Raw genomic sequence first — 26935 nt, 5'->3', positions numbered from 1 at the left:
GAGGAGGAACCACCATGAGGAGAACTGCGCGCATCGGCGTCGCCGCGCTCGCCGTCACGACGCTCGCCCTGACCGCCTGCGGTCGAGGCGACGACACGACCACCGGGGACGCGACCGCCACCGCCGTCGACACCGACGAGCTCAGCGGCACCGTGACCGTCTGGGCGATGGGCACCGAGGGCGAGAAGCTCGGAGCCTTCGCAGAGGCGTTCACGGAGGAGAACCCCGACGTGACGATCGACGTCACCGCCGTGCCCTGGGACGCCGCCCACGACAAGATCGCCACCGCGATCGCCGCGGACGAGGTGCCCGACGTGTCGATGATCGGGACGACGTGGATGGGTGAGTTCGCCTCGAGCGGCGGGCTCGACCCGACGCCGCCCGACCTGATCGACGAGTCCACGTTCTTCGAGGGAGCCTGGGGCTCCACCGAGGTCGGCGGCACCTCCTACGCCGTGCCGTGGTACGTCGAGACCCGGGTGCTGTACGTCGACACCGCGCTCGCCGAGCAGGCCGGCGTGTCGCCGACGCCCGCCACCTGGGACGACCTCACGGCGATGTCCAAGGGCATGCAGTCCGCGGGCGCCCAGTGGGGCATCAACCTGCAGCCCGGCCAGACCGGCGCGTGGCAGACGTTCCTGCCGTTCGCCTGGCAGGCGGGCGCCGAGATCATGAACGCCGACCAGACCGAGTTCACGTTCGACACCCCGGAGTTCGTCGAGGCGCTCACGTACTACCAGTCGTTCTTCACCGACGGCGTCGCCCCCAAGGAGCTGCCGGAGGGCACGCTGGAACCCGACTTCGTCGCGGGCAAGATCGGCGCGTTCCAGTCCGGTCCGTGGCACATCGGGCTCCTCGACGAGTCCGGCGGCGAGGGCTTCCTGGACACCGTGACCCTCGCCCCGCTGCCCGCCGGCGAGACGCAGGCGTCGTTCATCGGCGGCAGCAACCTCGCGGTGTTCAAGAGCGCCGAGAACCGCGACGCCGCGTGGGCCTTCGTGCAGTGGCTGAGCGACCCCGAGGTCCAGGCCGACTGGTACGCGGAGACCAGCGACCTGCCCGCCGTGCAGTCCGCGTGGGAGTCGGGCGACCTCGCCTCCGACGAGCGCCTCGCGGTGTTCGGCGAGCAGATGACGACCGCGCAGGCACCGCCGGCGATCCCCACGTGGGAGCAGATCGCCAACGTGATCGACACCGAGCTGGAGAAGGTCTGCAAGTCCGGCATGGACCCGCAGGAGGCCGCCACGGCCATCCAGCAGCAGGCCGAGTCGATCGGCACGGGGCTCTGACCTCATGTCCACGACCCTGACCTCCGGGTCGGGCGTGCGGGCACCGGGGGCGGCCGACCAGGCCGTCCCCCGGGTCCGGCGCTCCTCCCCCCTGCGCCGACGGCGCAGCATCGCCGCGTGGGGACTGGCCGCACCGTTCGTGGTGCTGTTCCTCGTCTTCACCGCGTGGCCGGTGATCTCGTCGCTCTTCATGAGCGTCACCGACATCAAGAGCCGGGACCTGCAGAACCCGTTCGCGGTGAACTTCGTCGGCCTCGACAACTTCGCCACCGTGCTCGCCGACCCGACGTTCCGGAAGGCCGCGACGAACACGCTCTACTTCGTCGTCGTCGGTGTCCCGCTGACGATGATCACGGCGCTCGCCATCGCGATCGCACTCAACACCGGCATCACCAAGCTCTCCGGGTTCTTCCGGATCGGGTACTACATGCCGGTGGTCACCTCGATCGTGGCCGTCGCCGTCGTCTGGCGGTTCCTGCTGCGACCCGAGAACGGGCTGATCAACGAGGTGCTGGGCTGGGTGGGCATCACCGGTCCGGACTGGCTGGGCAGCACCACCTGGGCGATGCCGTCGCTCATCGCGATGTCGGTCTGGCGGAACCTGGGCACGCTCGTCGTGATCTTCCTGGCCGGCCTGCAGTCCGTGCCGAAGGCCCTGCACGAGGCCGCCGCGCTCGACGGTGCGACCGCCTGGCAGCGGCTGCGGCAGATCACCATCCCGACGATCCGGCCGACCATGCTCTTCGCCGGCGTCATCACGGGCATCGGCTTCCTGCAGTTCTTCGAGGAGCCCTTCGTCATGACGCAGGGCGGTCCGCTGAACAGCACGCTCTCGGTGGCCTACCTCGTCTACAACACGTTCGGGTTCGGCAACTACGGCGTCGCGGCCGCGATGAGCTACGTGCTCTTCGCCGCGGTCGTGGTGCTCACGATCATCCAGTTCAAGGTCTTCGGCGAGCGCGACGACGCGACCGGTCCGAAGCGCCGCTGGTTCCGTCGCGCGGGAGGTGCGTCGGCATGACCACGCTCCAGGACACCAAGCCCCGCGGCACGGTGGGGTCGCACATCGGCGAGCCGCAGGCCCGCCCGTGGCTCTACGCGGTGCTCGGCATCGGCCTCGTGCTCGTCGTCACGCCGTTCGTCTGGATGGCCCTCGGGTCGGTCAAGAGCGAGGGCGAGCTTCGCGCCAACCCGCCCACGTGGTGGCCGCAGAACCCGACGCTGGACAACTTCCGCGAGCTGTTCACACGGCTCGACTTCCCGCAGTTCTTCGCCAACTCCGTCCTCGTCGCGGTCGTCGTGACGGTCGGCAACCTGGTGTTCTGCTCGATGCTCGGGTACGCGTTCGCCAAGCTCGACTTCTGGGGGCGCGCGTGGCTGTTCCGGCTGGTGCTTGCCACGCTCATGATCCCCGGGATGGTCACGCTGGTCCCGCTGTTCGTGCAGATCAGCAACCTGGGCATGGTCAACACGTACTTCGGCCTGATCCTGCCGTTCCTGGCCGGACCCTTCGGCGTGTTCCTCATGCGGCAGTTCATCCAGGGGATCCCCGACGAGCTGATCGACGCCGGGCGCGTGGACGGCGCCGGGGAGTTCCGGATCTTCGCGCGGGTGGTCATGCCGCTGTGCAAGCCGGCCCTCGCGACGCTCGCGATCCTCACGTTCCTCGGCTCCTGGAACAACTTCCTGTGGCCGCTGGTCGTGTCCAGCACCGAGGACATGTACACCCTCCCGGTCGCGCTCGCGCTGTACAGCGTCGGGCAGAACTCCACGCAGTACGGCCTCCTGCTCGCCGGCTCGATGGTCGTCGTCCTCCCCATCCTCGTCCTGTTCTTCGCGCTCCAGAAGCACGTCGTGCAGGGCCTGGCGACCACCGGCCTCAAGTCATGAAGGGCTCGATGATGAGACTCCGACCTCTCGCGGCCGCAGCAGCGGCTGCGGCACTCCTCCTCACCGGTGCCACCACCGCCTCCGCAGGCGGCCGGCACCACGACGACCTCGGCCTCAGCCGGCACGACCGCGCGGACCTGAAGCGCTGGGGGCACGACACGTGGACGTCGTTCGTCGCCATGACGGACGAGACCACGGGCCTGCCGGCCGACAACATCGACGCGTCCCTGGACCCGGCGACACGGTCCGGCTACACGTCCCCGACGAACATCGGCGCGTACCTGTGGTCCACGATCTCCGCCGAGGAGCTCGGGATCATCGGCAAGCGCGAGGCCAGGCAGCGGATGAAGCAGACGCTCGCCACGCTGGCGACGATGGAGCGCCACGAGCCGAGCGGCATGTTCTACAACTGGTACGACGAGGCCACGGCAGCCAAGCTCACCGTGTTCCCGACGGGCGAGACGATCTACCCGTTCCTGTCGTCGGTGGACAACGGGTGGATGGCCGCGGCCCTCATGGTGGTCCGCACCGCCGAGCCGTCCCTGCGCAGGCAGGCGGACGCGCTGCTGGAGCCGATGAACTTCGCGGCGTTCTACGACCCGGCCGCCAACGGCGGCATCCCCGGGCGAGCAGGTCTGCTGCGCGGCGGGTTCTGGGCCGCTCCCCCGGCCGGCACCTCCACGCCGGGGACGGTCGACGGGACGCCGGTGTGGTTCACCAACAACCACTACGACATCACCAACTCCGAGCCGCGGATCGCCAGCTACATCGGCATCGCCCGCGGCCAGATCCCGCCCGCGCACTACTACGCGACGGCCCGCACGTTCCCGGCCAGCTGCGACTGGGACTGGCTGGAGCAGCGTCCGGTGGGCGTGACGCGCACGTACGAGGGCATCGAGGTGTTCGAGGGCGCGTTCACGTACCGCGGCATGCACATCGTCCCGACGTGGGGCGGCGACATGTTCGAGGAGCTCATGCCGGACCTGTTCGTGCCGGAGTCCGAGTGGGCCCCGAAGAGCTGGGGTGTCAACCACCCGCTCGCCGTCCGCGCGCACATCGAGCACGGCATGGTCGAGGCCGGCTACGGCTACTGGGGCTTCTCCCCCGCGAGCGACCCGTTCGCCTCGTACGCCGTCTACGGCGTCGACGCGATCGGCATGGACCCGACCGGGTACCCCTCGGACGCGGAGAAGACGAACGTGGACGCGGGCTACGAGGGCTGCCGCCCTGCGACCAACCCGACGCCGACGTTCGGTGACGGCGTCGTGACCCCGCACGCGTCCTTCCTCGCGCTGCCGTACGCACCGCGCGAGGCCGTGCAGAACCTCCGCAACATCGAGACGGTCCTCGGCGCGTACGGCGACGGCGGGTTCTACGACTCCGTCGCGGTCCGCTCCAACACGCAGGCGGACCGGTACCTGTCGCTCGACCAGGGCATGGTCCTGGGCGCGCTGGGCAACGTGCTGGGCGGCGGCGTCCTGCACGAGTCGTTCGGCACCCGCCAGGTGGAGAAGGTCCTGCGGCCGCTCATCGGCCAGGAGGAGTTCAGCGCGGGGGTGATCAAGTGACCGAGGCGCGCACGGACTGGGAGAACAGGATCGGGCGTCGCTCGGACACCGCCGCGGCCGGGCAGATCCCGGTGCTCGCACCCCCGGCGGGGCTGTACGCCGCGCCGGGGGTGGGGCAGGTGACCCTGCACTGGGAGCCGGTCGACGGCGCGGTCGGGTACCAGGTCGTCCGCGACGGGAAGCCGCTGGACCACCAGGGCGGCGACGTGCTGGCGGTCCCGCACGGGCCGTACGCCGACACCACCGGCGAGCCGGGCGTGCCGTACCGCTACGCCGTCGCCACGGTCACCGACGTCGACGTGACCGGTCCGGCGGGTGACGAGGTCGTCGCGGCCTCGCTGCCCTCCGGTGACGCGGGCGTCGAGGTCCTGGTGGACGTCGCCACCGTGGTCCGCGAGCTGCCCCGGCCCTGGCGGCCGATGATCGGCTCGGAGCACCTCAGCCTCCTGCTGAGCGACGAGACGGTCGGCGGGCAGAGCATCTCCGCGGACCTCACGTCGGCGCTGCGGGCGGCGCACGACGAGCTCGGTGTGGCCACGGTCCGGGCGCACGCGATCCTCTGCGACGACCTCGGCGTCTACCGCGAGGTCGACGGCGAGCCCGTGCACGACTTCTCGGGTGTCGACGCGACGTACGACGCGCTCCTGGCCCTCGGCCTGCGTCCCGTCGTCGAGCTGTCCTACATGCCGCGCGACCTGGCGTCGGACCCGGACGTGACCGTGTTCGACTACGGCGCGATCGTGTCCCCGCCGAAGGACTGGGACCGGTGGGGCGCGCTGATCACCGACCTCGTCGCGCACCTGGTCCGGCGGTACGGCCTCGACGAGGTCCGCGACCGGTGGTCGTTCGAGGTGTGGAACGAGCCGAACCTCGAGGTCTTCTGGTCCGGCACGCGCGAGGAGTTCTGGCGCCTGTACGACGTCACCGTGAACGCGGTCCGCGCGGTGGACGACCGGCTCGTCGTGGGCGGTCCGTCGACCGCGGCGGCCGGGTGGGTGGACGGGCTCCTGGAGCACGTCGCGTCGTCCGGCGCACCCGTCGACTTCGTGTCGACGCACACCTACGGCAACGCTCCCCTGGACGTGCGGGCGACGCTCGCGCGGCACGGGCGCGAGGACGCGCAGATCTGGTGGACCGAGTGGGGCGTGAGCCCGACGCACTTCGGCAACGCCAACGACGGCGTGTTCTCCGCGGCCTTCCTGGTCCGCGGGATGCGGTCGGCGGCCGGGCGGATCGACGCGCTGTCCTACTGGGTGGTCTCCGACCAGTTCGAGGAGCTCGGCCGACCGCCGCGCCTCCTGCACGGCGGGTTCGGGCTGCGGACCGTCGGCGAGCTGCGCAAGCCGCGGTGGTGGGCGCTGTGGCTGCTGGAGCAGCTGGGTCGCGACGAGGTCGCGGCGACCGTGACCGGCGACGGTGCGGACAGCCTGGTCGAGGTGTGGGCGTCGCGCGACGAGGACCGCATCGCGATCGCGCTCTGGAACGGCACGCTCGACCAGGGGCTGGTGGACGGCTCGACGGCGCTGGCCCGCACCGCCCGGGTGGTGCTCGACGGTCTGCCCGACGGCGACTGGACCGTGCGCGAGTCGAGGGTCGACGCCGAGCACTCGAACATCGCGGCCGTGTGGTCGTCGATGTCGGACGGTGCCGACTGGCCGACCGACGAGCAGTGGGCGAGCCTGCGGGCCGCCGACCGGCTCGCCGTCACGGAGCGCCCGCTCGACGGGTCGACGATCGACGTCGACCTGCCGAACCCGTCGATCGTGCTGGTCGAGCTGGTCCGCGCGGTGCACGCGGGGTGAGCCCCTGGTGGCGCGGTGCCGTCGTCTACCAGGTGTACGTCCGGTCCTTCCTGGACGGGGACGGCGACGGCGTCGGTGACCTGGCGGGTCTGACCGCCGGGCTCGACGCCGTCGCTCGCCTGGGCGTCGACGCGGTGTGGCTCACGCCGGTGTACCGCTCGCCGCAGGCTGACCACGGGTACGACGTGGCCGACCACCGCGACATCGACCCGCTCTTCGGGGACCTCGCCGCGTTCGACGCGTTCCTCGCCGAGGCGCACGAGCGCGGGCTGCGGGTGCTCATGGACCTGGTCCCGAACCACGTGTCCGACCAGCACCCGTGGTTCGTCGCCGCGCGCGCCGGCGGACCCGAGCGGGAGCTGTTCCACATCCGCTCCCGGCCCACCGGCTGGCGGTCGATGTTCGGCGGGCCCGCCTGGTCGCCGCTCCCCGACGGCGACTGGTACCTGCACCTGTTCGCCCCCGAGCAGCCGGACCTGAACTGGGCGCACCCGGTGGTGCGGGCCGACTTCGCGGACACGCTGCGGTTCTGGCTGGGGCGCGGCGTCGACGGGTTCCGGGTGGACGTGGCCGGTGGGCTGGCGAAGGACCCCGCGTACGGCGAGGTGCGCCCGGGCGTCCCGCACCCGCACTGGGACCGCGACGAGGTGCACGACATCTACCGCTCGTGGAGGCACGTGCTGGGCGACGCGCCCGCAGTCGCGGAGGCCTGGGGACCGCCCGAGCGCACCGCGGCCTTCGCCCGCGCCGACGAGCTGGGCCAGGCCTTCGCGTTCGACGTCCTGCGCACACCCTGGTCCGCCGCGGCCCTGCGCCGGACGGTCGACGCCCAGCTCGCCGCCCACCGCGCGGTCGGTGCCCTGCCCGCCTGGGTGGCTGGCAACCACGACATCGCCCGGGTCGCGACGCGCCTCGGACCCGAGCGCGCCCTCGCCCTGCACCTGTTCCTGCTCGCCCTGCCCGGCGCGTTCTACCTGTACGCCGGCGACGAGCTGGGCCTGCCCGACGCCGACGTACCCCCGGAGCGGTGGCAGGACCCGCAGTCCCTGCGGTCCGGTGGCCAGCTGCCCAACCGCGACGGCGCGCGCGTGCCGCTGCCGTGGACGTCGGGACCCGGCGCCGGGTTCACGACGGGCACGCCGTGGCTGCCGGTCCCCGCGACCTGGCCCGAGTACGCCCGCGAGCGGCAGGAGACCGACCCCGCGTCGGCGTGGTCGGTGCTGCACCGGGCGCTCGCCGCACGCCGCTGGCTGTGGACGTCGGAGGACCTGTCCTGGGAGGACGCCCGGCCCGGGGTGCTCGTCGGCCGCCGCGGCGACGCGCTCGTCGCGCTCAACACGTCGTCCCGCCCGTGGCGCCTCCCGCCCGGGACGGCGGTGGTCGCGCGCAGCGGCGCCGGCGCGGACCCGACGATCGTCACACCTGCGGAGTGCGCCTGGCTGACGGACGGGCCGGTACGTTTCGCAGCGTGAGGACACGAGCAGCCCTGGTCGCGGCGCTGCTCGCACTCGTGCTCGTGGGCTGCAGCCCGGACCCGCCCGAGCCCTCGCCGGCGCCGTCCCCGTCGGCCACGCCGACCCCGACCGTGGACCCGACGGACCCCGCTGCGATCCGCGCGACCGGCACGCCCGTGACCTCCGGTGCCGTGACGCTCACCGTCTCCGTGCCCGGTCTCGCGGTGGCGGTCGACCCGGACGGCTCCGCCCGCGCCGCCGTCCCCGGCGACGCGCTGGTCGCGACGCCCGAGGGGTTGACGATCACCGCGCTGTCCGACGGGACCGCCGCGATCCGCGACGGCTCCGGCGTGTTCGTCGCCGGTCTGACGACCGACCCGTGGGGTACCGGGCTGGTCCAGGTGCGACCCGAGGTCGTCCGGCTCGGCGACGCCGCCGACCTCTGGTTCACGACCGTCGCGGTCGAGAGCGCCGTCTGGGGGGAGAACGAGGGCGGGCGCTCGCTCGCCGTCACGCCCAGCGCGTGGGCCCGCGCCCGCGGGCAGGCCGCGCAGGAGGGCCTATGGGCACAGGTCGTCGCCCTCGCACCCGACGCCGACACCCCCGGCATGAAGGCGCAGCTCGAGTGCCACGAGCTCGGCGCCCCGGACAAGGCCACCTGGAACCTGGAGCCTTGGCGGCCCGACGTCGACGCCATCGAGATGATCCGCGAGCGCTGCAACCCCTGACGAGGCTCGGCCCGCCTCGTGCGAGGTGCGCAGGAGGCGGGCCGAGCACCCACCGCCCGGGGGGTGTGGCGGCGGGTCGGCGCGCCGGATCGGCGCGCGGTCGGGGGGTCAGCGCTTGTGCTTCTCCGGGACGGGGGCATCGCCGGACGCGCGCTGCGCCCGGTAGTAGGCGCGGGCCTCGTCCTGCCGGGCCTGCTCCGCGCCCGACGCGATCGGTGCGCGCAGGTGCGCCTGCTCGTAGCCGAACGCGTCGACCAGGGACTGAGCGTGCGGGCGCAGGCGAGCCAGCAGCCGGTCGATGTACGACGTGACGGTGCGAGCACGCCCGGCCGACAGCCGGCCGTTCAGCAGGTACCAGGTGAGGTTGCGCTCGATGACGGTGAGCCCGAACAGGTCCCGCACCCAGGTGAGGATCTGGCGGGTGCCGGGGTCCGTGACGCGCTCCAGCGCGGCCGTGAACGACTCCCACTGGACCAGCTCGGCGTGCGCGCGGGCCGCGGCGATGAGCTCATGCTGGTGGGCGTTGAACAGGGCCGCCGCGGTCGCGGGGTCGGCCTTCTGCGCCGGGCGCAGGGCCTGGGCGACCTCCTCGACCATCGTCTCGACGCGGTCCACCAGCAGCTCGCGCTGCGTGGCCGTCTCGCGCAGCTGACCGGCCGAGCGGCGCGGGTCGCCGACGTCGGCGATGGTCTGCACGGCGCGGTGCAACGGTGTGCGGTACCGGGCCGCGTCGGACGCACGCTCGGCCACCATGCGGGCGACCTTCGTCGCGTCGAGGTGCTTGAAGCCCTTCGCGTAGTCGGTGAGCAGGCGCTTCCCGACGAGCTGCAGCAGGACGGTGTTGTCGCCCTCGAACGTCGCGTACACGTCCATGTCGGCGCGCAGCCCCGTGATCCGGTTCTCCGCGAGGAAGCCCGCCCCACCGCACGCCTCGCGGGCGACCTGGAGCGTGTTCAGCGCGTGCCACGTCGACGCCGGCTTGAGCGCCGCCGCGAGCGTCTCGAGGTCCTCGCGCGTCTCCGGGGTGTCGTTGCGGCCGGAGAACACGTCGTCGAACGCCGCGAGCAGGTCCTCGTGCGCGAACCCGGCGGCGTACGTCTCCGCGAGCAGCGGGAGCAGGCGGCGCTGGTGCTCGGCGTAGTCGAGGATGACGACCTCGTCGGTGGGCGACGCGCCGTTGAACTGCCGGCGCTGGTTGCCGTACGTGATCGCGATGGTCAGGCCGATGCGGGCGGCCGTGACCGCGGCACCGTCGAGCGAGACGCGACCCTGCACGAGCGTGCCGAGCATCGTGAAGAACCGGCGGCCCGGGCTCGCGATGGGCGACGAGTAGGTGCCGTCCTCGGCGACGTCGCCGTACCGGTTGAGCAGGTTCGTGCGCGGGACCCGGACCTGGTCGAACCAGAGCCGCCCGTTGTCGATGCCGTTCAGGCCACCCTTGAGCCCGTCGTCCTCACCGCCGACGCCCGGGAGGAACTCCATCGTGGCCTCGTCGCGGATCGGCACGTAGAACGCGTGCACGCCGTGGTCGGTGCCCGCGGTGATCAGCCGGGCGAACACGGTGGCGGCCGTACCGTGGACGCCGGCGTTGCCGAGGTAGTCCTTCCAGGCCGCGCGGAACGGCGTGTGGATGACGAACTCCTGCGTGGCCGGGTCGTACGTGGCGGTGGTGCCGATGGCGGCGACGTCCGAGCCGTGGCCCGTCTCCGTCATCGCGAACGCGCCCGGCACCGCGACCGACAGCGCGTCCGCGAGGAACTCGTCGTGGTTGCGCTCGGTGCCCAGGTGGTAGATCGCCGAGGCGAACAGCCCCCACTGCACCCCCGACTTGATCTGCAGCGACGGGTCCGCGTGCGTGAGCTCCTCGAACCGGGCCAGGAAGCCGCCGTGGTCCTCGTGGCCGCCGAACCGCTTCGGGAACGAGCGGTGCACGTCGCCCTCGGCGGCGAGCAGGCGGAGCTGGCCGAGGACGCGCTCGCGGTGGTCGGCGAGCGACTGGCCCTCGATCCGGTGGAACCGCTCGTCGGCCATGAGCTTGCGAGCGGCCAGGCGGAGCTCCGGGTAGTGCCCGAGCAGGACCTGCTGCAGGTGCGCGATGTCGACGTTGGTGACGTCGGCGTCGAGGCGGGGGTCGCCGGCCTCGGGCGCCTCGACGGTGGGGCGCGTGCTGGTGGTGGTCATCGGGACTCCTCCGGAGTGGTGCGGTTGCGGTCACGGGCGAGCAGCCCGACGGGTCCGGCCCAGAGCCATGCGGCGACCTGGGCGGTGAGCTCTTCGCGGTCCGGGCTGGCGGGCTCCTCGCGGTGGGCCAGCCACCACTCGCCGGAGCCGCGCACGAAGCCGACGGCGCCGGCGGCCCAGGACTCGGCCAGCGCGACGCGCGCCGCCAGAGCGCTGTCGTCCTCTTCCGACGCCTCGGGCCTGCGTGCCGTGCGCCTGCCCTCGTGCTCCTCGGTCAAGCCACGGGCGAACGGCGCCGCGACGAGCGCGGTGACCGAGTCGAGGAAGTGCCCGAGCGGCCCGCCCGACTCCACGGACCCGTTGCGCGTCACGAACGCGTAGACGTTGGGCGACGACTCGATCATCTCGAGGTACACCGCGACCATGGCCCGCAGACCGTCGCGGGGGGTCGGCGCGATCCGCAGGACGCCCTCCAGCGCCCCCTGGATCTGCAGCACGACGGCCTCGGCGACGGCGATCTGCAGGCCGGTCTTGTCCGCGAAGTACCGGTAGACGATCGACTTGGAGGTGCCCGCGGCGGCCGCGATCTCCTCCATCGAGACGTCGGGTCCCTTGTGGTGGACGGTGCGGCGCGCGATGCGGACCAGCTCGGCGCGGCGGGCCTCGCGGTGGTCGGCCCAGCGGGTGGACCGGCCGTCGGCCGCGAACGCGTCCTCGGCAGGGCGTCTGGTCGCGGGGGGCGTCGGAAGGGCCGGTCGCGGACGACCGACCTCGGAGTTCAGCAGCGTGAGGGCCGTCGCCTTCGACGGACCCGGTGTGACAGGGCTCACGAGACCGAAGGTATCAGGTACTGTGGGTTTCGGACACCACGTCACTTCGAGCGCACCGTGCTCGACACCCCTGCGCTCGACGACGATGCGAGAGGAACGCGCCCATGGCACGCCCCACCCCCACACCCGAGATCCGCAAGGCCTACGTGCTCGGCGGCAACCGGATCCCCTTCGCCCGCGCCGGCGGCCCCTACGTGCGGGCCAGCAACCAGGACATGCTCACCGCGGCGATCGACGGGCTCGTCGCCCGGTACGGCCTGCAGGGCGAGCGCATCGGCGAGGTCGCCGCGGGTGCCGTGCTCAAGCACAGCAAGGACTTCAACCTCACCCGCGAGGCCGTCCTCGGGTCGGCCCTGTCGGCCGAGACCCCCGCGTACGACGTGCAGCAGGCCTGCGCGACCGGTCTGGAGACCGTCGTCTCGCTGAGCAACAAGATCCGCCTCGGTCAGCTCGAGTCCGCGATCGCCGGCGGCGTCGACTCCACGTCGGACGCCCCCATCGCCGTGAGCAACCGGCTGCGCCGCGCGCTCCTCGACCTGTCGCGGGCGAAGACCGTCGGGCAGAAGCTCGCCGCCGTCGCGACGATCCGCCCGAAGGACCTCGCGCCCGTCGCGCCGAACACCGGTGAGCCGCGCACGCACCTGTCGATGGGCGAGCACCAGGCGCTCACGACCGCCCAGTGGGAGATCACGCAGGCCGCGCAGGACGAGATCGCGCTGGCCAGCCACCAGCGGCTCGCCGCGGCCTACGACTCCGGGTTCTTCGACGACCTGGTCACCCCGTTCCGCGGCCTGACGCGTGACGCCAACCTGCGCGCCGACTCCTCGCTGGAGAAGCTTGCGAAGCTCAAGCCGGCGTTCGGGCTCGGGCTGGACACCCCCGCGACGATGACGGCCGGGAACTCGACGCCGCTGTCCGACGGCGCCTCCGCGGTGCTGCTCGGCTCGGCGGAGTGGGCTGCGGCGCACGACCTGGTCCCGCTCGCCTCGGTGGTCGACGCCGAGGCCGGCGCGGTCGACTTCGTGCACGGCGACGACGGCCTGCTCATGGCCCCCGCGTTCGCGGTACCGCGCCTGCTGGCCCGCAACGGGCTGACGCTGGACGACCTCGACTACGTCGAGATCCACGAGGCCTTCGCGGCGACCGTGCTGACGACGCTGGCCGCGTGGGAGTCCGAGGAGTTCGGGCGGACCCGGCTGGGCCTCGACGGCGCGTTCGGCACCGTCGACCGCGCGAAGCTCAACGTGCACGGGTCGTCGCTGGCCGCGGGCCACCCGTTCGCCGCGACCGGCGGGCGGATCGTCGCGACGATCAGCAAGGAGCTGCACCGTCGCAAGACCGAGTCCGGCTCCGACAAGCCCGTCCGGGCGCTCGTGTCCGTGTGCGCAGCCGGCGGGCTGGGCCTCACCGCGATCCTCGAGGCGGCCTGACCATGAGCGACACCTACCTGAACCTGGTCAACAGCGGCTTCACCAAGAAGGTCGCGAAGCAGCTCGGGCTGCCCCAGCCCGCTCCGCTGCGTCGCTACGAGCCCGGCCAGCCGCTCCTGCAGGGCGCGGCGCTGGTGCTCGGACGCGGACCGGAGTCCGACGCGCTGGCCGGGTTCCTGTCCTCCGACTGGGACCTCGACGTGCACCGGCACGCGACCCCCGGCACGCGGTACTCCGCGGTCGTCCTCGCCCTCACGGAGCTGACGCACCCCGACCAGCTCTCCGAGCCGGTGCTGGCCGCCGGCGCCGTGCTCAAGGAGCTGCCGAAGGGCGCCCGCGTCGTCACCGTCTCCCGCGCCTCGCGGGCCGACGACGCCCCCGCGGTCGCCGCCGCACGGCAGGGCGTCGACGGGCTGCTGCGGTCGCTGGCCAAGGAGCTGCGCGGCGGGTCGACCGGCAACGGCGTCGTGCTGGCCGAGGACGTCCCGGTCACCGCCCCCTCCGTGCTCGGTGCCCTGCGGTTCTTCCTGTCCACCAAGTCCGCGTTCGTCGACGGGCAGCTGCTCGCCGTCGACTCGGCGGCCGGCACGCTGCCCGGAGACTGGGCCGCGCCGTTGGCCGGCCGCGTCGCCGTCGTCACGGGAGCGGCCCGCGGCATCGGCGCGTCGATCGCCGACACGCTCGCCCGCGACGGAGCCACCGTGGTCGCGGTCGACGTCCCCGCCGCCGGGGAGCAGCTGGTCACCGTCGCCAACCGCGTCCGCGGGACCGCGCTGCAGCTCGACGTCACGGCCGACGACGCCGGCGCCCGCATCCTGGAGCACGCGCTGCAGCGGCACGGGCGGCTCGACATCGTCGTGCACAACGCCGGGATCACGCGCGACAAGCTGCTCGCGAACATGAGCCCCGACAAGTGGGACTCCGTCCTCGCGGTGAACATCGCGTCGCAGCTGCGCATCAACGAGGCGCTGCTGACCTCCGGCGACTTCACGGACGCGCCGCGGATCGTGTCGCTCGCGTCGACGTCGGGCATCGCCGGCAACCGCGGACAGACCAACTACGCGGCGTCGAAGGGCGGGGTCATCGGCATGGTCCGGGCGACCGCACCGCTGCTCGAGGCGTTCGGCGGGACCGCGAACGCGGTCGCTCCCGGGTTCATCGAGACCGAGATGACCGCGCGCATCCCCGCCGTCACGCGGCAGGTCGCCCGTCGGCTCAACTCGCTGCAGCAGGGCGGGCAGCCCGTGGACGTCGCCGAGACCGTGGCGTTCCTGGCCTCCCCCGCGGCCGGCGGCGTGGTCGGACGCGTCCTGCGCGTGTGCGGGCAGAACATGGTGGGCGCATGACGTCGACGGTCGTGCTGCCCGAGGTGCCGGGCCTCGGCGGGCTGTTCGCCCGCGGCGCCGGGCTCTCGCTCGCGCGGCGCGTGCGCTCCGGGCCGACCGTGCTGCCCGACGTCGAGTACGTCGTCCGTGGGGTGCGGGCGTCCTCCGAGCACCTGACGGACTACCAGCACCTGCTCGGGGAGTCCGCGTCCGACGTGCTCCCCGCCGGGTTCGTGCACGTCCTGGCGTTCCCGGTGGCCACCGCCCTGATGGTCCGCAGCGACTTCCCGCTGCCGCTCGTCGGCCTGGTCCACGTGGCCAACCGCGTCACGCAGCAGCGACCGGTCCTGCTCACCGACGACCTCGACGTCCGCGCCACCGCCACCGACCTGCGGCCGCACCGGTCCGGTACCCAGGTGGACCTGGTGACGGAGGTGTCCGTCGACGGTTCGGTCGCCTGGCGCGGGGTGTCCACGTACCTCGCGCGGGGGATCTTCCTCGCCGGGTCGGTCGACGAGTCGTCGGAGACCTTCGCCCCGCCGACGCCCACCGGACGCTGGACGCTCGACGGCGACACCGGGCGCCGGTACGCGGCGGTGTCCGGCGACCGGAACCCGATCCACCTGACCGCGCTGTCGGCGAAGGCGCTCGGCTTCCCGCGGGCCATCGCGCACGGCATGTACACGGCGTCGCGGGCGCTCGCCGACGTGGGCGCCCGGCGCGGGGACGCGTTCGAGTGGGCGGTCGAGTTCGTGAAGCCGGTGCTCCTGCCGGGGACCGTCACCGTGCGGGTCGCGCGCGCCGACGACGGGTTCACGTTCGCCGGCTGGGACGCCCGCTCCGGCAAGCCGCACCTGACCGGGTCGGTCACCCCGCTGCGCTGAGCCGCGCTTCCAGCCCGGCACGGACGGCGGGCCACTCGTCGGGGAGGATCGAGAAGTACGCGCTGTCGCCGCGGCTGCCGTCCGGGGCCAGCCGGTGGCTGCGCAGGACGCCCTCCGGCACCGCGCCGAGGCGGCGGATCGCCGCGATCGAGCGGGCGTTGCGGGCGTCGGCACGGAACGCGACGCGAGCGCAGCCCCACGTCTCGAACGCGTGCGTGAGGAGCAGGAGCTTGCACGACGGGTTGTTGGTCGTGCCCCACCAGCGGGGATCGTAGAACGTGTGGCCGATCTCGACGCGGCCGATGCGCAGGTCGAGGTCGTAGAACGAGGTCGATCCCCGCACGACCCCGGTCCCGGCGTCGACCACGGCGAACGCCAGCCGGCCGGGCGCCGCATCCGCCGTGCGGATCTCGGAGCGCATCGCCGCCGGGGAGCCGGGGGTCGGCGACGACATCCCCGCCCACAGGCAGTCGTCGACGAACGCGGAGAGCGGCTCGGCGTGCTCGTCGGCCAGCGGGACCAGCCGGGTGCCGTGGCCCTCGAGGGTCAGGTCGTGCAGCATCCGCCGATCCTGGCACGACCCGACCCTCGGGACGCTCAGAGGTCCGCGGGGCGCAGGACGAACGTGATGGCGTGCGCGATCTGCACGTTGCCCTTGTTCAGGTCGAGCTTGCCGGGGACGAGGAACGGGTTGAGGTCGTTGCGGTCCTGGTCCCGCAGCTGCACGATGCCCCAGCGCTTCGACAGGACGTCGACGGTGAACGTGCCGCCCTGGGCGGTGGTCAGCACCGCGTTGTCGCTGGCCAGCGCCGTGCCGGAGTCGATCGTCGCGCCGGGGACCACGTGGTAGAGCAGCACCTGCTCGATCGCGTCGATGCCGACCGCGCCCGCGAGCGCCGTGAGGACCTCCTGCTCGGTGCCGTACCAGCGGTGGGTCAGGTCCTTGGCCAGCACCTGGAACGCGCGGTCCGTCGGGACGAACGCGGTGAGCGGGACGGTCCCGTCGGCCAGGACCGCGACCGGGCTGCCCGGCTTGGCGGCGAGCACCGCGCCGACCGCCTGGTCGAGGATGTCGAAGTCCCGCCAGCTGCGGTCGAACGTGTCGCCGTCGGAGGCGAGCAGGGCGGCGAGGCTGGACGTCCCGGTGGGTGGGGCCGCGGTCGCGGCGGGCGCGAGGGCGAGTCCCGCGCCGGCGACGACACCGGTGGCGACGAGGGCGGAGAGCGTGCGACGGATCCTCATGGTGGGCTCCTACGGACGACGGTCGCGGCCGACGCCTGTGCGCCGCACCGCGCGGGCACCCGGGAGGACGCCCTGTGTCCCCTTCGTCCGGAACCCGCCCGCGGGATGCACTCGCCGAGAGCGTGCCTTCGCGACGAGCGGGGCAGTTGCGACTGCCGCGCTCGTCGCAGAGTCACGTTCTCGCGCGGCTGTGACCCGGCGGTCAGTCGTCCAGGGCGGGGCCGCAGGCTGCTGCGGCCGTCGCCGCCAGGTGGTTCAGGCCGTGGACCGCGAGGAGGGGTCGGGTGTCCTCGACGACCGCCCAGCAGCCGTCGACGACCTCGTAGCGGACGGCGGGGCCCGTCGACAGGTACTGCGTGAGCGCGACGACCAGGCGGTCGACGGCCTCGCTCGTCGTGCCGACACCGACGGACGCGCGGATGGCCCCGCCGGACGCGCCGAGGTGCGCCAGGAGCGGGTGCGCGCAGAAGCGACCGTCGCGGACCCCGATGCCGTGCTCGGCCGCGAGGTACGCCGCGACGAGGCCGGGGTCGTGGTCGGGCACCGTGAACGTGAGGACACCGACGGGCGCCTCCGAGTCGGGCCAGATGCGCGCGACCTCGACGCCGTCGATGGCCGACAGCCCGGCGACGAGCCGCTCCCGGAGCGCCTCCTCGTGCGCCGCCAGGGCGCCGGCCGGGAGCGCGGCGAGCTGGTCGCACGCCTCCGCCAGCGCGATGGCGCCGATGACGTTGGGCGACCCGGCCTCGTGGCGCGCCGGCGCGGGCTGCCAGACGGTCCGGTCGGCGCGCACGTCGCGCACCGCGCCACCGCCGGCGAGGTACGGCGTGCCCGTGTCCAGCCAGTCGCGACGGCCGACGAGGGCCCCCGCACCGAACGGTGCGTACGTCTTGTGGCCGGAGAACGCGACGTAGTCGGCGTCCGTGCTCGTCAGCGAGAAGCCGCGGTGCGGGACCAGCTGCGCGCCGTCGACCGCCACGCGGGCACCCTCGGCGTGGGCGAGCGCGACGACCTGGTCGATCGGCAGCGCCTCGCCGGTCACGTTGGACGCGCCGGTGACGGTGACCAGCGCGTACGGCTGCCGGGCGAGCTCGGCGCGCAGCGCGTCCAGCGTCTCGGCGACCGTCCGTGCGATCGGCAGGATCGTCGTGCGGTTGCCGTGCCGCTCGCTCGACTGCACCCAGGGCAGGAGGTTGGCGTGGTGCTCGACGTCCAGGACGAGGACCCGGCCACCGTCGGGGACCACGCCCGCCAGGAGGTTGAGCGAGTCGGTGGTGTTGCGCGTGATGATCGCGACGTCGTCGGGACGCGCGTCGACGAACCGGGCGACGGTCTGGCGGGCCGACTCGTACAGGGCCGTCGACACCTGCGACAGGTACCCGGCGCCGCGGTGCACGGACGCGTACAGCGGCAGCACCTCCGTCACGCGGGCGGCGACGGCCTCGAGCGCCGGGGCGCTGGCGGCGTAGTCCAGGTTGGCGTAGACGCGCTGCGTGCCGTCGACCAGCGGGACGGTGGTGGTGCCGCCGACGACCGGGAGCAGGGCGCCCACCTCGTCGACGGAGGCACACGAGGGGCGCTCGGCGATGACGGTCATGATGGTCCTCCGACACGTTCCGGGGGGACACCGCCTGCGGTGGAACCCCGCGCTTGCCGCGACCCGGGCGGGGCGCGGCCAGGTCGTCACCCGGGGCACCCCACCGCGGAGGAGGGTTGCCGGCCAGCGAGCCGGGGCTTGACGCTGGCGCTCATGACCTGTGACGAGGGTCCCGGCACGTCCGGGGACCTGTCAACGCGGCACGCGAACCGTCTCGCCTGACGGGACGCCTTGTCCACCACTTGGAGCGCGGGCGTCGCCGCGCGTAGCATCGCCGCACCATCCAGAGCGGCTGAGAGATCTGGCTCGACGACGCCGCAGCAACCCGCGGGCACCCTGTGCCCGGCCGAGGGTGCTACCGCCAGGACCGATGGAGGCGACATGACGGCCCGACCGATCGAACGCAGGCGCGCCACCACCCACGAGACGAGGCCCGTATGAGCTACGCCGGCGACCTGACCCCCCAGCAGGCCTGGGACCTCCTGACGTCCGACCAGAGCGCCGTGCTCGTGGACGTCCGGACCGACGCCGAGTGGCGCTACGTCGGCATCCCCGACTCCGCCCCGATCGACGGGCGCGCCGCCCTGGTCGAGTGGGTCTCCTACCCGTCGGGACGCCCGAACCCGCAGTTCCTCAAGCAGCTCACCGAGGCGGGCGTCACGGCCGGCCGGCCGGTCGTGTTCCTCTGCCGCTCGGGCGTGCGCTCGATCGCGGCCGCGCAGGCCGCCACCGCCGCGGGCCTCGGTCCGGCGTACAACGTGCTGGAGGGCTTCGAGGGCGACGTGGGTCCCGACGGGCACCGTGGCCACTCCGGCTGGCGCGCCGCCGGTCTGCCCTGGCGGCAGGCGTGAGCGCCGGACGCGTCCCCGGTCCGAACGACTGGGACGACCGTCGCACCCCCCGTGCGGACCTGCGCCCCGACACGCTCGCGGTGCGCGGCGGCCTGGTCCGCAGCCAGTTCCAGGAGACGTCCGAGGCGCTCTTCCTCACGCAGGGGTTCGTCTACGGCGGTGCCGCCGAGGCCGAGGCCGCGTTCGCCGGTGACACCGACCGGTTCCTGTACTCCCGGTACAACAACCCCACCGTGTCCACCTTCGAGGAGCGCCTGCGCCTGCTCGAGGGCGCCGAGGCGGCCGTCGCCACCGCGTCGGGCATGTCCGCGGTGTTCACCGCGATCGCGGCGCTGGTCGAGTCCGGCTCCCGCATCGTCTCCGCCCGCGCGCTGTTCGGGTCCACGGTCGTGATCTTCGAGGAGATCCTGGCCAAGTGGGGCGTGCGCACCGACTACGTCGACGGCCACGAGCTCGACCAGTGGGAGGCGGCCCTGTCCACGCCGGCCGACGTGGTCTTCTTCGAGACGCCGTCCAACCCGATGCAGGACCTCGTCGACATCGCGGCCGTGACCCGGCTCGCGCACGCCGCCGGGGCGACGGTCATCGTCGACAACGTCTTCGCCACCCCCGTGCTGTCCCGGCCGCTGGACTTCGGCGCGGACGTCGTCGTGTACTCCGCGACCAAGCACATCGACGGGCAGGGCCGGGTGCTCGGCGGCGCGATCCTCGGCACGGAGGAGTACGTGCACGGTCCGGTGCAGACCCTCATCCGCAACACCGGCCCGTCGCTGTCGGCGTTCAACGCGTGGGTGCTGCTCAAGGGCCTGGAGACGCTGTCGCTGCGGGTGCGCCACCAGACCGCGTCGGCCCTGCAGGTCGCGACCTGGATCGAGCAGCAGCCCGGGGTCTCGCTCGTGCGCTACCCGTACCTGCCGTCGCACCCGCAGCACGCGCTCGCGCTCGCGCAGCAGTCCGGAGGCGGGACCGTCGTCACGTTCAACCTGGCCGTGCCCGAGGGCGCGACCCCCGACGTGACCAAGAAGGTCGCCTTCGGCTTCCTGGACGCGCTGCGGGTCGTCGACATCTCCAACAACCTCGGCGACGCCAAGTCCCTGGTCACGCACCCGGCCACCACGACGCACCGCAAGCTCGGTCCCGAGGGCCGCGCGGCGGTCGGGATCGCCGAGTCGACCGTGCGGCTGTCCGTGGGGCTCGAGGACCCGGCGGACCTCATCGACGACCTCGCGCAGGCCCTCGGGACGCTCGCGGGCTAGAGCTGCACCGTCTCGTTCTCGCCGCCGTCGTAGCGCTCACCGGTGACCTTGGCCTTGACCAGGCTGAACGCCGTCGTCAGGCGGCCACCCTTGGCGTGCCAGTACTCGGCCGTCCGCCCGTGCAGCACGACGAGCACCAGGCCGGGGGTCTCGGGTCCGTCGGGGAACCACGCCTCGGCCGTCGCGCCCCACAGCTCGCGGTTCTTGGCCACGTCGCGGACCACCTCGGCCGGGCCCGAGACCGAGACCCACGCGGTCGCGTCGGCGAAGGCCGCGTTCGCCGGGCTGCCCGCCTCGATCTCGTGCACCTTGTGGCTGTCGGCGTCCGCGAAGAACCAGAGGTCCCCGTCGAAGTCGACGTCCTGCACCCCCATGGGCCGGCTGACCAGCGAGCCGTCCGCGCCGACCGTCGTCAGCATCGCGATCTTCGCGTCCTTGATGAGACCGGCCACCGTGGCGATGTCGTCGTCGTGCGTCATGCGTCCTCCTCGACCTGCGCACCCGCGGGGCTGCTGACCGCGGGTCCGGCCACCGTAGGCGTGTCGGACGGGTGCTGCATGCTCGGGGGATGACGGGGAGCGACTACGAGGCAATGGCCGACGACCTGGTCGCCCGGGGTGCCACGCACGCGCAGATGATGGGGCGGCCGATCCTCAAGGTCGGGTCGACGATGTTCGCCGCGCACGTCGGCGGGGACCGGCTCGCGGTCAAGCTCGGCCGGGACACGGCGGAGCACGCCGAGGCGCTGGCCCTGCCGGGAGCGACCGTGTGGGCGCCCGGCGACGGCGACCGGTACTTCTACGACTGGGTCGCCCTGCCGGCGTCGCTGGAGGACGAGTGGATGCGGTTCGCCGAGGTCGCCCGGACCCGCGCTCAGACGTCCTTGGCCATCCAGAGCGACAGGAAGTCGCCCGCGAAGTCGAAGAAGGGCACCACCGGTCGGTAGCCCGCCGACAGGTAGAGCGTGACCGCCTCGGGCTGGCGGATCCCCGTCTGCAGGACCACGCTGGTCAGCCCGCGCTCGCGTGCGTCGTCCTCGAGCGCGGCGAGCAGGGCGCGGGCCGCCCCGGACCCGCGCGCGGCCTCGTCGACCCAGACCTTCTTCAGCTCGGCCGACCCCGCGGGGTAGCCGTCCCGCGCGGCGCGCAGGGTCGCGCAGCCGACCGGCTGGCCGTCGACCCAGGCGATGACGGTGGTCAGGGCGCCGACACCCTGCTGGGGGTCGTCGGCCTCGAACCCCCCCGGCGTGCTCGCGGCGATCTCCGGGTACCGCACCTCGATGTCGAGCCACATCGCGTACCGCAGCGCCACCGCGACCGGGTCCGACCACTCCGTGCGCGTGAGCGTGACCGTGGGTCGCTCGCCCGTGCGGGGCTCGCGAGCCGTCGGGTAGAGCTCCTTGGCGAAGCAGCGCGAGTCCGCGACGCCGACGTACTCGCCGTAGTTCTCGATCGGGAGGAAGCCCGCCCGCAGGTACAGGCCGATGGCCTCCGGCTGCAGCGGACCCGTCTCCAGGATCAGCCGGCGCCAGTCGTGCTCGACCACCGCCAGCCGTTCGAGCTCGGCGAGGACCAGCCGGGAGTAGCCGCGGCCACGGTGCCCGGGGAGCACGTACATGCGCTTGACCTCGCCCGTGCCCGGCGGGACCGCGTCGTAGGCCGGGTCCTCGGCCAGCGAGCGGAGCGCACCCGTCGCGACCGCCTCGCCGTCGACGCGCACGAGGACCACCGAGACGATGTCCTCGCCGGTCATCGCGTGACCGATGTCCTCCTCGCCGTAGCGGTCGAGGAGCTCGGCCTGCTGGGCGGCCCGCAGCCGCGCAGCCTCCGGGTCGTCCCAGCCGACGACGACGAGCTCGACGCTCATCCGGCGGTCAGCCGACGAGCGCGTGCAGGACCGACGTGAAGAACCGCAGCCCGTCCGTCCCGGTGCGGGGGCCCTGGGCGCCGTCCGGACCGAAGCCCGGCTCGACGGCGTGCTCGGGGTGCGGCATGAGACCGACGACGTTGCCCGCCGCGTTCGCGATGCCGGCGATGCCGCGGCGGGACCCGTTCGGGTTCCAGCCCTGGTAGCGGAAGACCACGCGGCCCTCGCCCTCCAGCTCGTCGAGCGTGTGCTCGTCGGCGACGTACTGGCCGTCCTGGTTCTTCAGCGGGATCGTGATGTGCTCCCCCGCCGTGTAGTCGCGGGTCCAGGCCGTGTCGACGTTGTCGACCGACAGGACCTGCTCACGGCACACGAAGTGCAGGTGGTCGTTCTTGATCATCGAGCCCGGCAGCAGGTGCGCCTCCGTGAGGACCTGGAAGCCGTTGCAGATGCCGAGCACCGGCAGGCCCTTGTGCGCAGCGTCGATGATCTCCCCCATGACCGGCGCGAACCGGCTGATGGCACCCGCACGCAGGTAGTCGCCGTAGGAGAAGCCGCCGGGCAGGACGACCGCGTCGACCCCGTGCAGGTCCGCGTCGCCGTGCCAGAGGGAGACCGGCTCGGCGCCCGCGAGGCGGACCGCGCGGGCTGCGTCGCGGTCGTCGAGCGTGCCGGGGAAGGTCACGACACCGATCCTCGTCATGCCTGGGTGTCCTCGTAGACCGCGACCACGTCCTCGATCACCGGGTTGGACAGCACGTGCTCGCCGGCCTCACGGGCCGCGGCGAGGATCTCCTCGGTCACCGGCCCGTCGACCTCGAGCTCGAACCGCTTGCCCTGACGGACGGACGCGAACTGCCCGAACCCGAGCCGCGGCAGGGCGCCGGCGACGGCCTTGCCCTGCGGGTCGAGGATCTCGGGCTTCGGCATGACATCGACGACGACTCGTCCCACGAAAGGGCTCCAGGTGTTCGCGCGGCGGTGGGGGGTCGCGGCGATTCTAGCGAGTGGTTCGAGGCGTCCCGCGCACCTGCTCAGTCGGTGGCGACGAGGGCGGGGACGAGGCCCTCCTGGAAGGTGTCGACGCGCGACTGCCGGCCCCGGAACGCGATCCGCAGGGCGTCGACGAGGGCCAGGTCGGCCGGGCCTCTCCACGACGTGCGCCAGACCACCAGGAGCGCCGGCAGCACGAGGAGCGCACCCGCCGCGACCCCGACGGAGAAGAACAGGTCCGCGCGCCCGGTGCCCTCCACCCAGGCGACACCGAGGATGCAGCCGCTCAGCGTGACGAGCAGCATGCGGTGCCGCGGGGTCGGCCGGACGAGGCGCCGGGCGTGCTGCGCGGGCCGGACGGGGACCAGGCGTCGCAGCCGGCGGCGGGCGAGCAGCGAGCCGAGCACCCCCACCGCCAGGGCTCCGGCGAGCGCCACCAGCAGCGCGGGCGAGATGCCGGAGCGCGCGACGGTGACGGTCCCGACGCAAGCGTCGCCGCACGCCGCCGCAGCGAGCCTGGTCGGCGCCGCCAGGCACGCCGCCACGGCCCCCAGCCCGACGACCCCCACGGCGACCGTCAGGATCCCCGCGGTCCCGCGTGCGGTCAGCCGGTCGCGCATCACCCACCCGAACAGGAGGGTGTCGGCAGTGACCTCCTCACCCCCGTCGGGCACGAGGTGCTTGCGTGACTGCTTCTGCAGCTGCCGGCGGCCGCGGGACAGGAGGCCGACGGACATCCCCAGGGCGACCACCACGGCGGACCACGACGGCGCGTGCGGCCGGTCGCCGGTCGCCAGCGGGAGCAGCACAGAGACGGCCACGAGCACGAGCACCACGCTGCCCACGACCCGCAGCGGCGCGGAGGCACCCTCCAGGTCGTCACGGACCCACCCGCGGTAGCGGGCCGGGACGCGACGGTCGAACAGCCGGTACGCGAGCGCGTGCCGCAGCGGCGGCCGGGTCCGCGCCCGCGTCGCCCACCCCGACCGGACGAGCCCCGCAGCCGTCCGCACGTCGACGCGCGTCGCTCCCGGGGCGGCGAGGTCGGCGAGCAGCGCGACCATCTCGTCGGCCCGCCGCAGCCGCCAGCGGCGCGGGTAGGCGCGGAGCCAGAAGCGGGCGGAGCGCTCGAAGCGGGGGTCGGTGGTCATCGCCTCACCAGGTCGGCAGCAGGGATCAGGTCGGTGTCGTACCGGTCGACCTCGACGGGGCGGCCCGTCCAGGCCACGTGCCGCAGGTCGACGAACGCGCAGCCGGGCGTCGTGCGTGCCAGGAGCCAGAGGACCGCGGCCGTGGGCAGGAGCAGCAGGCACGCCGGTGCCGCGAGTGCGGAGAGCGAGAGGGCCCATGTCCCCGTCGCCTCCGCCGTCGCCCCCGCGAGGATGAGCCCGACCCACAGGGCGAGGCCCGGGCCGGCGTGCGGCGCGAGTCCCACGAGCTGGCGGGCGGGCTGCTCCGGGCGGTCGGCGAGGTGCCGGGCAAGGCGTCGCCGGACGGCGACCGCCAGGCCGACGCCCGCGAGCAGGGCAGCCGTCAGCGGGGCGGTGATCAGCGCGGTGTGGTCCCGCGGGACGACGACGAGCTCCGAGCACGCCAGCGCACCGGCGGCGTCGCACGGCACCGATCCGAGGCGCGTCGGGGCGAGGACGGCGGCGGTCGACCACGCCACCGCGCCGACCGTCAGCAGGAGCACCAGCGCCTGGGCACCCGGCTCGGCGGCCACCCGTGCGCGGGACGTCCGCACCCAGACCCACGAGCCGACGACCGGGGGCGATGTGCGGGCATGGCGCTGCAGCCTGCGCCGCACGACGGAGCCCGGGCGGACGCACAGCAGGGTGGCCGTGAGTGCGATCGTCAGGACCGTCCACATCGCCAGGGTGTCGCCACGGGTGTCAGACGCCAGCGCGTTCCAGAGCGGGAGGACGAAGAGCCAGAGGCGACCGGTCAGGTTGCGGCGCAGGGCACCCGGCGAGGCGATGTCCTGACGCACCCACTCCCGGTACTGCGGCGGCACACGGACGTCGAGCAACCGGTACGGCAGGTAGACGCGCAGCGGCGGGGTCTGGCGCCAGCGCGTCGCCACGCCACCGCGCAGCAGACCGAGCACCGTCCGGAGGTCGAGGCTACGGGCGCCGTCGGGTGCGAGGTCGACCAGCACGGCCGTGACCTCGTCGGCACGCCGTGCCCGCCAGGCCGGTGTGTAGGCACGCAGCCAGAACGCCGCGGACCGGTCCAGGCTGCGCATCAGGCCGACCCGAGGGCGGGACGCGTCGTCGGGCGGGCCGCGAGCACGCGCCGCGCGAGCGAGGCGAGGTCCGTCAGGCGGGCGGTCTCGGCGGCGAGGGCCGCCATCCCGTCGCGCGTCAGCCGGTAGTAGCGACGCAGCCGGCCGTCGACGACGACCTCGCCCGACGCCTCCGCGTAACCCGCTTCCACCAGCCGGTCGAGGATGCCGTAGAGCGTGCCCGCGCCGAGCCGGACGCGGTCGTCCGACAGGTCCTTGACCGCCTGCACGACTCCGTAGCCGTGGCGGGGCTCCTCGGCCAACGACAGGAGCACGTAGTACGCCTGCTCGCTCATCCGGAACGCCATGCGCGATATATATCGCGTGCCGACCTATGAGGACAAGGGCCCGGCCACCCGAGCGGCGCCGGGAGGTCCCGCTACCCGAGGTCGGGCTCCGCGCGACCATCCATCGGAGGATCCCCCGCTCACGACCCTGGCGTCGGTTCATGGCGGTTGCGACCGGATCGAGGGCGCTGGATGGGGTCCGTGTCGGTGGTCGGAGGCATGATGCGCGGATGACTCCTGCGGCCCCCGCCACCCGCGGCTGGATCGGCCCCTACCTGCTGCTCGCGGTCCTGTGGGGGTGCAGCTTCCTGTTCATCGCCCTGGCGCTGCAGACGTTCGCGCCGACCCAGGTGGCGTTCGGCCGGATCGCGATCGGGTTCGCGCTGCTCGCCGTCATCCTGCTGATCCGCCGCGAGCGCGTGCGGGTCGAGCGCCGCCGGATCGGCGACTTCGTGATGGTCGGCGCGATCATGACGGCGATCCCGTTCGTGCTCTTCGCGCTGGCCGAGCAGCGGGTGACGTCCGTCCTCGCGGGCCTCGTGAACGCGACCACTCCCCTGTTCACCGCCGTGTTCGTCGCGCTCCTGCTGCCCAGCGAGCGGCCCGATCGGGTGCAGGTCGGCGGGCTGGTGCTGGGCTTCGGCGGCATCGCCGTCCTGCTGGGCGTCTGGAACACCGGCGCCATCGACCTGGTCGGCGGCCTGATGCTGCTCGGTGCCACGTTCTGCTACGGCCTCGGGAACGCGTGGAGCCGGCGCCGGCTGACCAGCACCGGCCTCTCCAACGTCGCCCTGCCGGCCGTGCAGCTGGCCGTCGGCGCCCTGGTGATCCTGCCGTTCGCAGTCTCCACGCCGCTCGTCGGACCGGTCGCCCCGGCGCCGGCCCTGGCCCTGCTCGCGCTCGGCCTGGGCGGGACCGGGCTCGCGTACGTGCTGTTCTGGCGCGTCCTGGCGGGCGCCGGCGCCACCGTCACGGCGAGCGTCACCTACGTCATCCCGCTCGTCTCGACGACGCTGGGCGTCCTCGTGCTGGACGAGGGTCTGCACTGGTACGAGCCGGTGGGTGGCGCGATCGTGCTCGCCGGTGTCGGCCTGACGCAGTGGGGGGCGGCGCGGCGGCGGTCGGCGGACGCGGCGGCGGCGGACGAGCGCGTGACGGAGCCTGCCGACGTCACCTGA

The 26935-nt window shown here is 73.4% G+C and carries 26 protein-coding genes and 2 riboswitches; of the genes, 14 read left to right on the top strand and 12 right to left on the bottom strand.

The features are described from left to right. Positions 1–14 precede the first annotated feature (14 nt). The 7 genes from CTE05_RS07505 to CTE05_RS20430 are packed head-to-tail and all read left to right on the top strand — an operon-like array spanning position 15 to position 8731. A complete protein-coding gene (locus CTE05_RS07505; RefSeq protein WP_146845492.1) occupies positions 15–1289 on the top strand; it encodes a sugar ABC transporter substrate-binding protein in 1275 nt (424 codons plus the stop codon). 4 nt (positions 1290–1293) lie between these two features. Then, complete coding sequence (locus CTE05_RS07500; protein ID WP_146845491.1) at positions 1294–2310, top strand: carbohydrate ABC transporter permease; 1017 nt, start codon at positions 1294–1296, stop codon at positions 2308–2310. Beyond that, positions 2307–3179, top strand: a complete 873-nt coding sequence (locus CTE05_RS07495) for a carbohydrate ABC transporter permease (RefSeq protein WP_146845490.1) — start codon at positions 2307–2309, stop codon at positions 3177–3179. Before CTE05_RS07500 ends, CTE05_RS07495 begins: the two co-directional genes overlap by 4 nt. Positions 3180–3187: 8 nt before the next feature. After that, a complete protein-coding gene (locus tag CTE05_RS07490; RefSeq protein WP_186814771.1) occupies positions 3188–4747 on the top strand; it encodes a glucoamylase family protein in 1560 nt (519 codons plus the stop codon). Then, on the top strand, positions 4744–6549 hold the full coding sequence (locus CTE05_RS07485) for a GH39 family glycosyl hydrolase (protein ID WP_146845488.1): 1806 nt from the start codon (positions 4744–4746) through the stop codon (positions 6547–6549). Before CTE05_RS07490 ends, CTE05_RS07485 begins: the two co-directional genes overlap by 4 nt. Next, a complete protein-coding gene (locus tag CTE05_RS07480) occupies positions 6546–8021 on the top strand; it encodes an alpha-amylase family glycosyl hydrolase (RefSeq protein ID WP_146845487.1) in 1476 nt (491 codons plus the stop codon). Before CTE05_RS07485 ends, CTE05_RS07480 begins: the two co-directional genes overlap by 4 nt. After that, entirely contained in the window at positions 8018–8731 is a 714-nt protein-coding gene (locus CTE05_RS20430; protein ID WP_222595430.1) for a DUF2599 domain-containing protein, read from the top strand. The genes CTE05_RS07480 and CTE05_RS20430 overlap by 4 nt, the downstream gene beginning before the upstream one ends. A gap of 108 nt (positions 8732–8839) precedes the next feature. Here CTE05_RS20430 and CTE05_RS07470 read toward each other — a convergent pair whose 3' ends face one another. Further along, on the bottom strand, positions 8840–10912 hold the full coding sequence (locus CTE05_RS07470; protein WP_146845486.1) for an acyl-CoA dehydrogenase family protein: 2073 nt from the start codon (positions 10910–10912) through the stop codon (positions 8840–8842). Next, entirely contained in the window at positions 10909–11742 is an 834-nt protein-coding gene (locus CTE05_RS07465) for a TetR/AcrR family transcriptional regulator (RefSeq protein ID WP_146845485.1), read from the bottom strand. The genes CTE05_RS07470 and CTE05_RS07465 overlap by 4 nt, the downstream gene beginning before the upstream one ends. Positions 11743–11846: 104 nt before the next feature. On the opposite strand from CTE05_RS07465, the gene CTE05_RS07460 reads away from it, so the two are divergent. Genes CTE05_RS07460 through CTE05_RS07450 form a run of 3 tightly spaced genes read left to right on the top strand, consistent with a single transcriptional unit; the run spans position 11847 to position 15381 of the window. Then, positions 11847–13172: an acetyl-CoA C-acetyltransferase gene (locus tag CTE05_RS07460; RefSeq protein WP_146845484.1), complete on the top strand. Its 1326-nt coding sequence runs from the start codon at positions 11847–11849 to the stop codon at positions 13170–13172. 2 nt (positions 13173–13174) lie between these two features. Continuing rightward, a complete protein-coding gene (locus CTE05_RS07455; RefSeq protein ID WP_146845483.1) occupies positions 13175–14518 on the top strand; it encodes a 3-oxoacyl-ACP reductase in 1344 nt (447 codons plus the stop codon). Further along, positions 14515–15381, top strand: coding sequence for a MaoC family dehydratase (locus CTE05_RS07450; protein WP_146845482.1), 867 nt, complete (start codon positions 14515–14517; stop codon positions 15379–15381). The genes CTE05_RS07455 and CTE05_RS07450 overlap by 4 nt, the downstream gene beginning before the upstream one ends. Here the strand turns inward: CTE05_RS07450 and CTE05_RS07445 are convergent. The 3 genes from CTE05_RS07445 to CTE05_RS07435 all read right to left on the bottom strand — a co-directional run bounded on the left by CTE05_RS07445 (position 15365) and on the right by CTE05_RS07435 (position 18220). After that, positions 15365–15943 (bottom strand): GNAT family N-acetyltransferase, encoded by a 579-nt coding sequence (locus CTE05_RS07445; RefSeq protein WP_146845481.1) that lies wholly within the window; start codon positions 15941–15943, stop codon positions 15365–15367. The genes CTE05_RS07450 and CTE05_RS07445 overlap by 17 nt on opposite strands. A gap of 35 nt (positions 15944–15978) precedes the next feature. Then, entirely contained in the window at positions 15979–16623 is a 645-nt protein-coding gene (locus tag CTE05_RS07440; RefSeq protein ID WP_146845480.1) for a fasciclin domain-containing protein, read from the bottom strand. Between the two features lie 202 nt (positions 16624–16825). Next, positions 16826–18220 (bottom strand): aminotransferase class V-fold PLP-dependent enzyme, encoded by a 1395-nt coding sequence (locus tag CTE05_RS07435; protein WP_146845479.1) that lies wholly within the window; start codon positions 18218–18220, stop codon positions 16826–16828. A 44-nt stretch (positions 18221–18264) separates the two neighbouring features. Continuing rightward, positions 18265–18379: riboswitch (SAM riboswitch) on the bottom strand. A gap of 117 nt (positions 18380–18496) precedes the next feature. Continuing rightward, positions 18497–18597, top strand: a riboswitch (SAM riboswitch). Positions 18598–18657: 60 nt separating this feature from the next. On the opposite strand from CTE05_RS07435, the gene CTE05_RS07430 reads away from it, so the two are divergent. Both CTE05_RS07430 and CTE05_RS07425 read left to right on the top strand, forming a co-directional pair. Then, positions 18658–19071, top strand: a complete 414-nt coding sequence (locus CTE05_RS07430; protein ID WP_146845478.1) for a rhodanese-like domain-containing protein — start codon at positions 18658–18660, stop codon at positions 19069–19071. Further along, a complete protein-coding gene (locus CTE05_RS07425; RefSeq protein ID WP_146845477.1) occupies positions 19068–20327 on the top strand; it encodes an O-succinylhomoserine sulfhydrylase in 1260 nt (419 codons plus the stop codon). The genes CTE05_RS07430 and CTE05_RS07425 overlap by 4 nt, the downstream gene beginning before the upstream one ends. Here CTE05_RS07425 and CTE05_RS07420 read toward each other — a convergent pair. Then, positions 20324–20806 (bottom strand): pyridoxamine 5'-phosphate oxidase family protein, encoded by a 483-nt coding sequence (locus CTE05_RS07420; RefSeq protein WP_146845476.1) that lies wholly within the window; start codon positions 20804–20806, stop codon positions 20324–20326. The two genes, CTE05_RS07425 and CTE05_RS07420, sit on opposite strands and share 4 nt — an antisense overlap. A gap of 89 nt (positions 20807–20895) precedes the next feature. Here CTE05_RS07420 and CTE05_RS07415 point away from each other — a divergent pair, with 89 nt between their 5' ends. Continuing rightward, positions 20896–21273 (top strand): hypothetical protein, encoded by a 378-nt coding sequence (locus CTE05_RS07415; protein WP_146845475.1) that lies wholly within the window; start codon positions 20896–20898, stop codon positions 21271–21273. On the opposite strand, the gene CTE05_RS07410 is transcribed toward CTE05_RS07415, so the two are convergent. The 6 genes from CTE05_RS07410 to CTE05_RS07385 form a co-directional block, all read right to left on the bottom strand. After that, entirely contained in the window at positions 21201–22193 is a 993-nt protein-coding gene (locus CTE05_RS07410) for a GNAT family N-acetyltransferase (RefSeq protein ID WP_146845474.1), read from the bottom strand. The genes CTE05_RS07415 and CTE05_RS07410 overlap by 73 nt on opposite strands. A gap of 7 nt (positions 22194–22200) precedes the next feature. Beyond that, positions 22201–22896, bottom strand: coding sequence for a phosphoribosylformylglycinamidine synthase subunit PurQ (gene purQ, locus CTE05_RS07405; protein ID WP_146845473.1), 696 nt, complete (start codon positions 22894–22896; stop codon positions 22201–22203). Further along, positions 22893–23147, bottom strand: coding sequence for a phosphoribosylformylglycinamidine synthase subunit PurS (purS, locus tag CTE05_RS07400; RefSeq protein WP_056593189.1), 255 nt, complete (start codon positions 23145–23147; stop codon positions 22893–22895). The genes purQ and purS overlap by 4 nt, the downstream gene beginning before the upstream one ends. A gap of 80 nt (positions 23148–23227) precedes the next feature. Continuing rightward, positions 23228–24337: a hypothetical protein gene (locus CTE05_RS07395; protein ID WP_146845472.1), complete on the bottom strand. Its 1110-nt coding sequence runs from the start codon at positions 24335–24337 to the stop codon at positions 23228–23230. Beyond that, positions 24334–25431 carry a hypothetical protein gene (locus CTE05_RS07390; RefSeq protein WP_146845471.1) on the bottom strand — a complete coding sequence of 366 codons (1098 nt, stop codon included), beginning with the start codon at positions 25429–25431 and terminating at the stop codon, positions 24334–24336. Before CTE05_RS07390 ends, CTE05_RS07395 begins: the two co-directional genes overlap by 4 nt. Then, entirely contained in the window at positions 25431–25778 is a 348-nt protein-coding gene (locus tag CTE05_RS07385) for a PadR family transcriptional regulator (protein ID WP_222595429.1), read from the bottom strand. Before CTE05_RS07385 ends, CTE05_RS07390 begins: the two co-directional genes overlap by 1 nt. A gap of 209 nt (positions 25779–25987) precedes the next feature. Between CTE05_RS07385 and CTE05_RS07380 the strand changes: the two genes are divergently transcribed. Continuing rightward, on the top strand, positions 25988–26935 hold the full coding sequence (locus CTE05_RS07380) for a DMT family transporter (protein ID WP_186814770.1): 948 nt from the start codon (positions 25988–25990) through the stop codon (positions 26933–26935).

It is taken from the genome of Cellulomonas terrae, from assembly GCF_007990265.1.
GTDB classification, from domain to species: domain Bacteria; phylum Actinomycetota; class Actinomycetes; order Actinomycetales; family Cellulomonadaceae; genus Cellulomonas; species Cellulomonas terrae.
This window is presented reverse-complemented; position numbering and strand designations above follow the sequence as displayed.

Excerpts from the sequence above, each read along its gene's own strand:
- CTE05_RS07505 (WP_146845492.1), top strand. The coding sequence starts at position 15 with ATGAGGAGAACTGCGCGCATCGGCGTCGCCGCGCTCGCCGTCACGACG.
- CTE05_RS07430 (WP_146845478.1), top strand. The coding sequence starts at position 18,658 with ATGAGCTACGCCGGCGACCTGACCCCCCAGCAGGCCTGGGACCTCCTG.
- CTE05_RS07390 (WP_146845471.1), bottom strand. The coding sequence starts at position 25,431 with ATGCGCAGCCTGGACCGGTCCGCGGCGTTCTGGCTGCGTGCCTACACA.
- CTE05_RS07380 (WP_186814770.1), top strand. The coding sequence starts at position 25,988 with ATGACTCCTGCGGCCCCCGCCACCCGCGGCTGGATCGGCCCCTACCTG.
- CTE05_RS07495 (WP_146845490.1), top strand. The coding sequence starts at position 2,307 with ATGACCACGCTCCAGGACACCAAGCCCCGCGGCACGGTGGGGTCGCAC.
- CTE05_RS07395 (WP_146845472.1), bottom strand. The coding sequence starts at position 24,337 with ATGACCACCGACCCCCGCTTCGAGCGCTCCGCCCGCTTCTGGCTCCGC.
- CTE05_RS07410 (WP_146845474.1), bottom strand. The coding sequence starts at position 22,193 with ATGAGCGTCGAGCTCGTCGTCGTCGGCTGGGACGACCCGGAGGCTGCG.
- CTE05_RS07435 (WP_146845479.1), bottom strand. The coding sequence starts at position 18,220 with ATGACCGTCATCGCCGAGCGCCCCTCGTGTGCCTCCGTCGACGAGGTG.
- CTE05_RS07415 (WP_146845475.1), top strand. The coding sequence starts at position 20,896 with ATGACGGGGAGCGACTACGAGGCAATGGCCGACGACCTGGTCGCCCGG.
- CTE05_RS07440 (WP_146845480.1), bottom strand. The coding sequence starts at position 16,623 with ATGAGGATCCGTCGCACGCTCTCCGCCCTCGTCGCCACCGGTGTCGTC.
- CTE05_RS07455 (WP_146845483.1), top strand. The coding sequence starts at position 13,175 with ATGAGCGACACCTACCTGAACCTGGTCAACAGCGGCTTCACCAAGAAG.
- CTE05_RS07450 (WP_146845482.1), top strand. The coding sequence starts at position 14,515 with ATGACGTCGACGGTCGTGCTGCCCGAGGTGCCGGGCCTCGGCGGGCTG.
- CTE05_RS07445 (WP_146845481.1), bottom strand. The coding sequence starts at position 15,943 with ATGCTGCACGACCTGACCCTCGAGGGCCACGGCACCCGGCTGGTCCCG.
- CTE05_RS07420 (WP_146845476.1), bottom strand. The coding sequence starts at position 20,806 with ATGACGCACGACGACGACATCGCCACGGTGGCCGGTCTCATCAAGGAC.
- CTE05_RS07470 (WP_146845486.1), bottom strand. The coding sequence starts at position 10,912 with ATGACCACCACCAGCACGCGCCCCACCGTCGAGGCGCCCGAGGCCGGC.
- CTE05_RS07460 (WP_146845484.1), top strand. The coding sequence starts at position 11,847 with ATGGCACGCCCCACCCCCACACCCGAGATCCGCAAGGCCTACGTGCTC.
- CTE05_RS07490 (WP_186814771.1), top strand. The coding sequence starts at position 3,188 with ATGATGAGACTCCGACCTCTCGCGGCCGCAGCAGCGGCTGCGGCACTC.
- CTE05_RS07500 (WP_146845491.1), top strand. The coding sequence starts at position 1,294 with ATGTCCACGACCCTGACCTCCGGGTCGGGCGTGCGGGCACCGGGGGCG.
- purQ (WP_146845473.1), bottom strand. The coding sequence starts at position 22,896 with ATGACGAGGATCGGTGTCGTGACCTTCCCCGGCACGCTCGACGACCGC.
- CTE05_RS07385 (WP_222595429.1), bottom strand. The coding sequence starts at position 25,778 with ATGGCGTTCCGGATGAGCGAGCAGGCGTACTACGTGCTCCTGTCGTTG.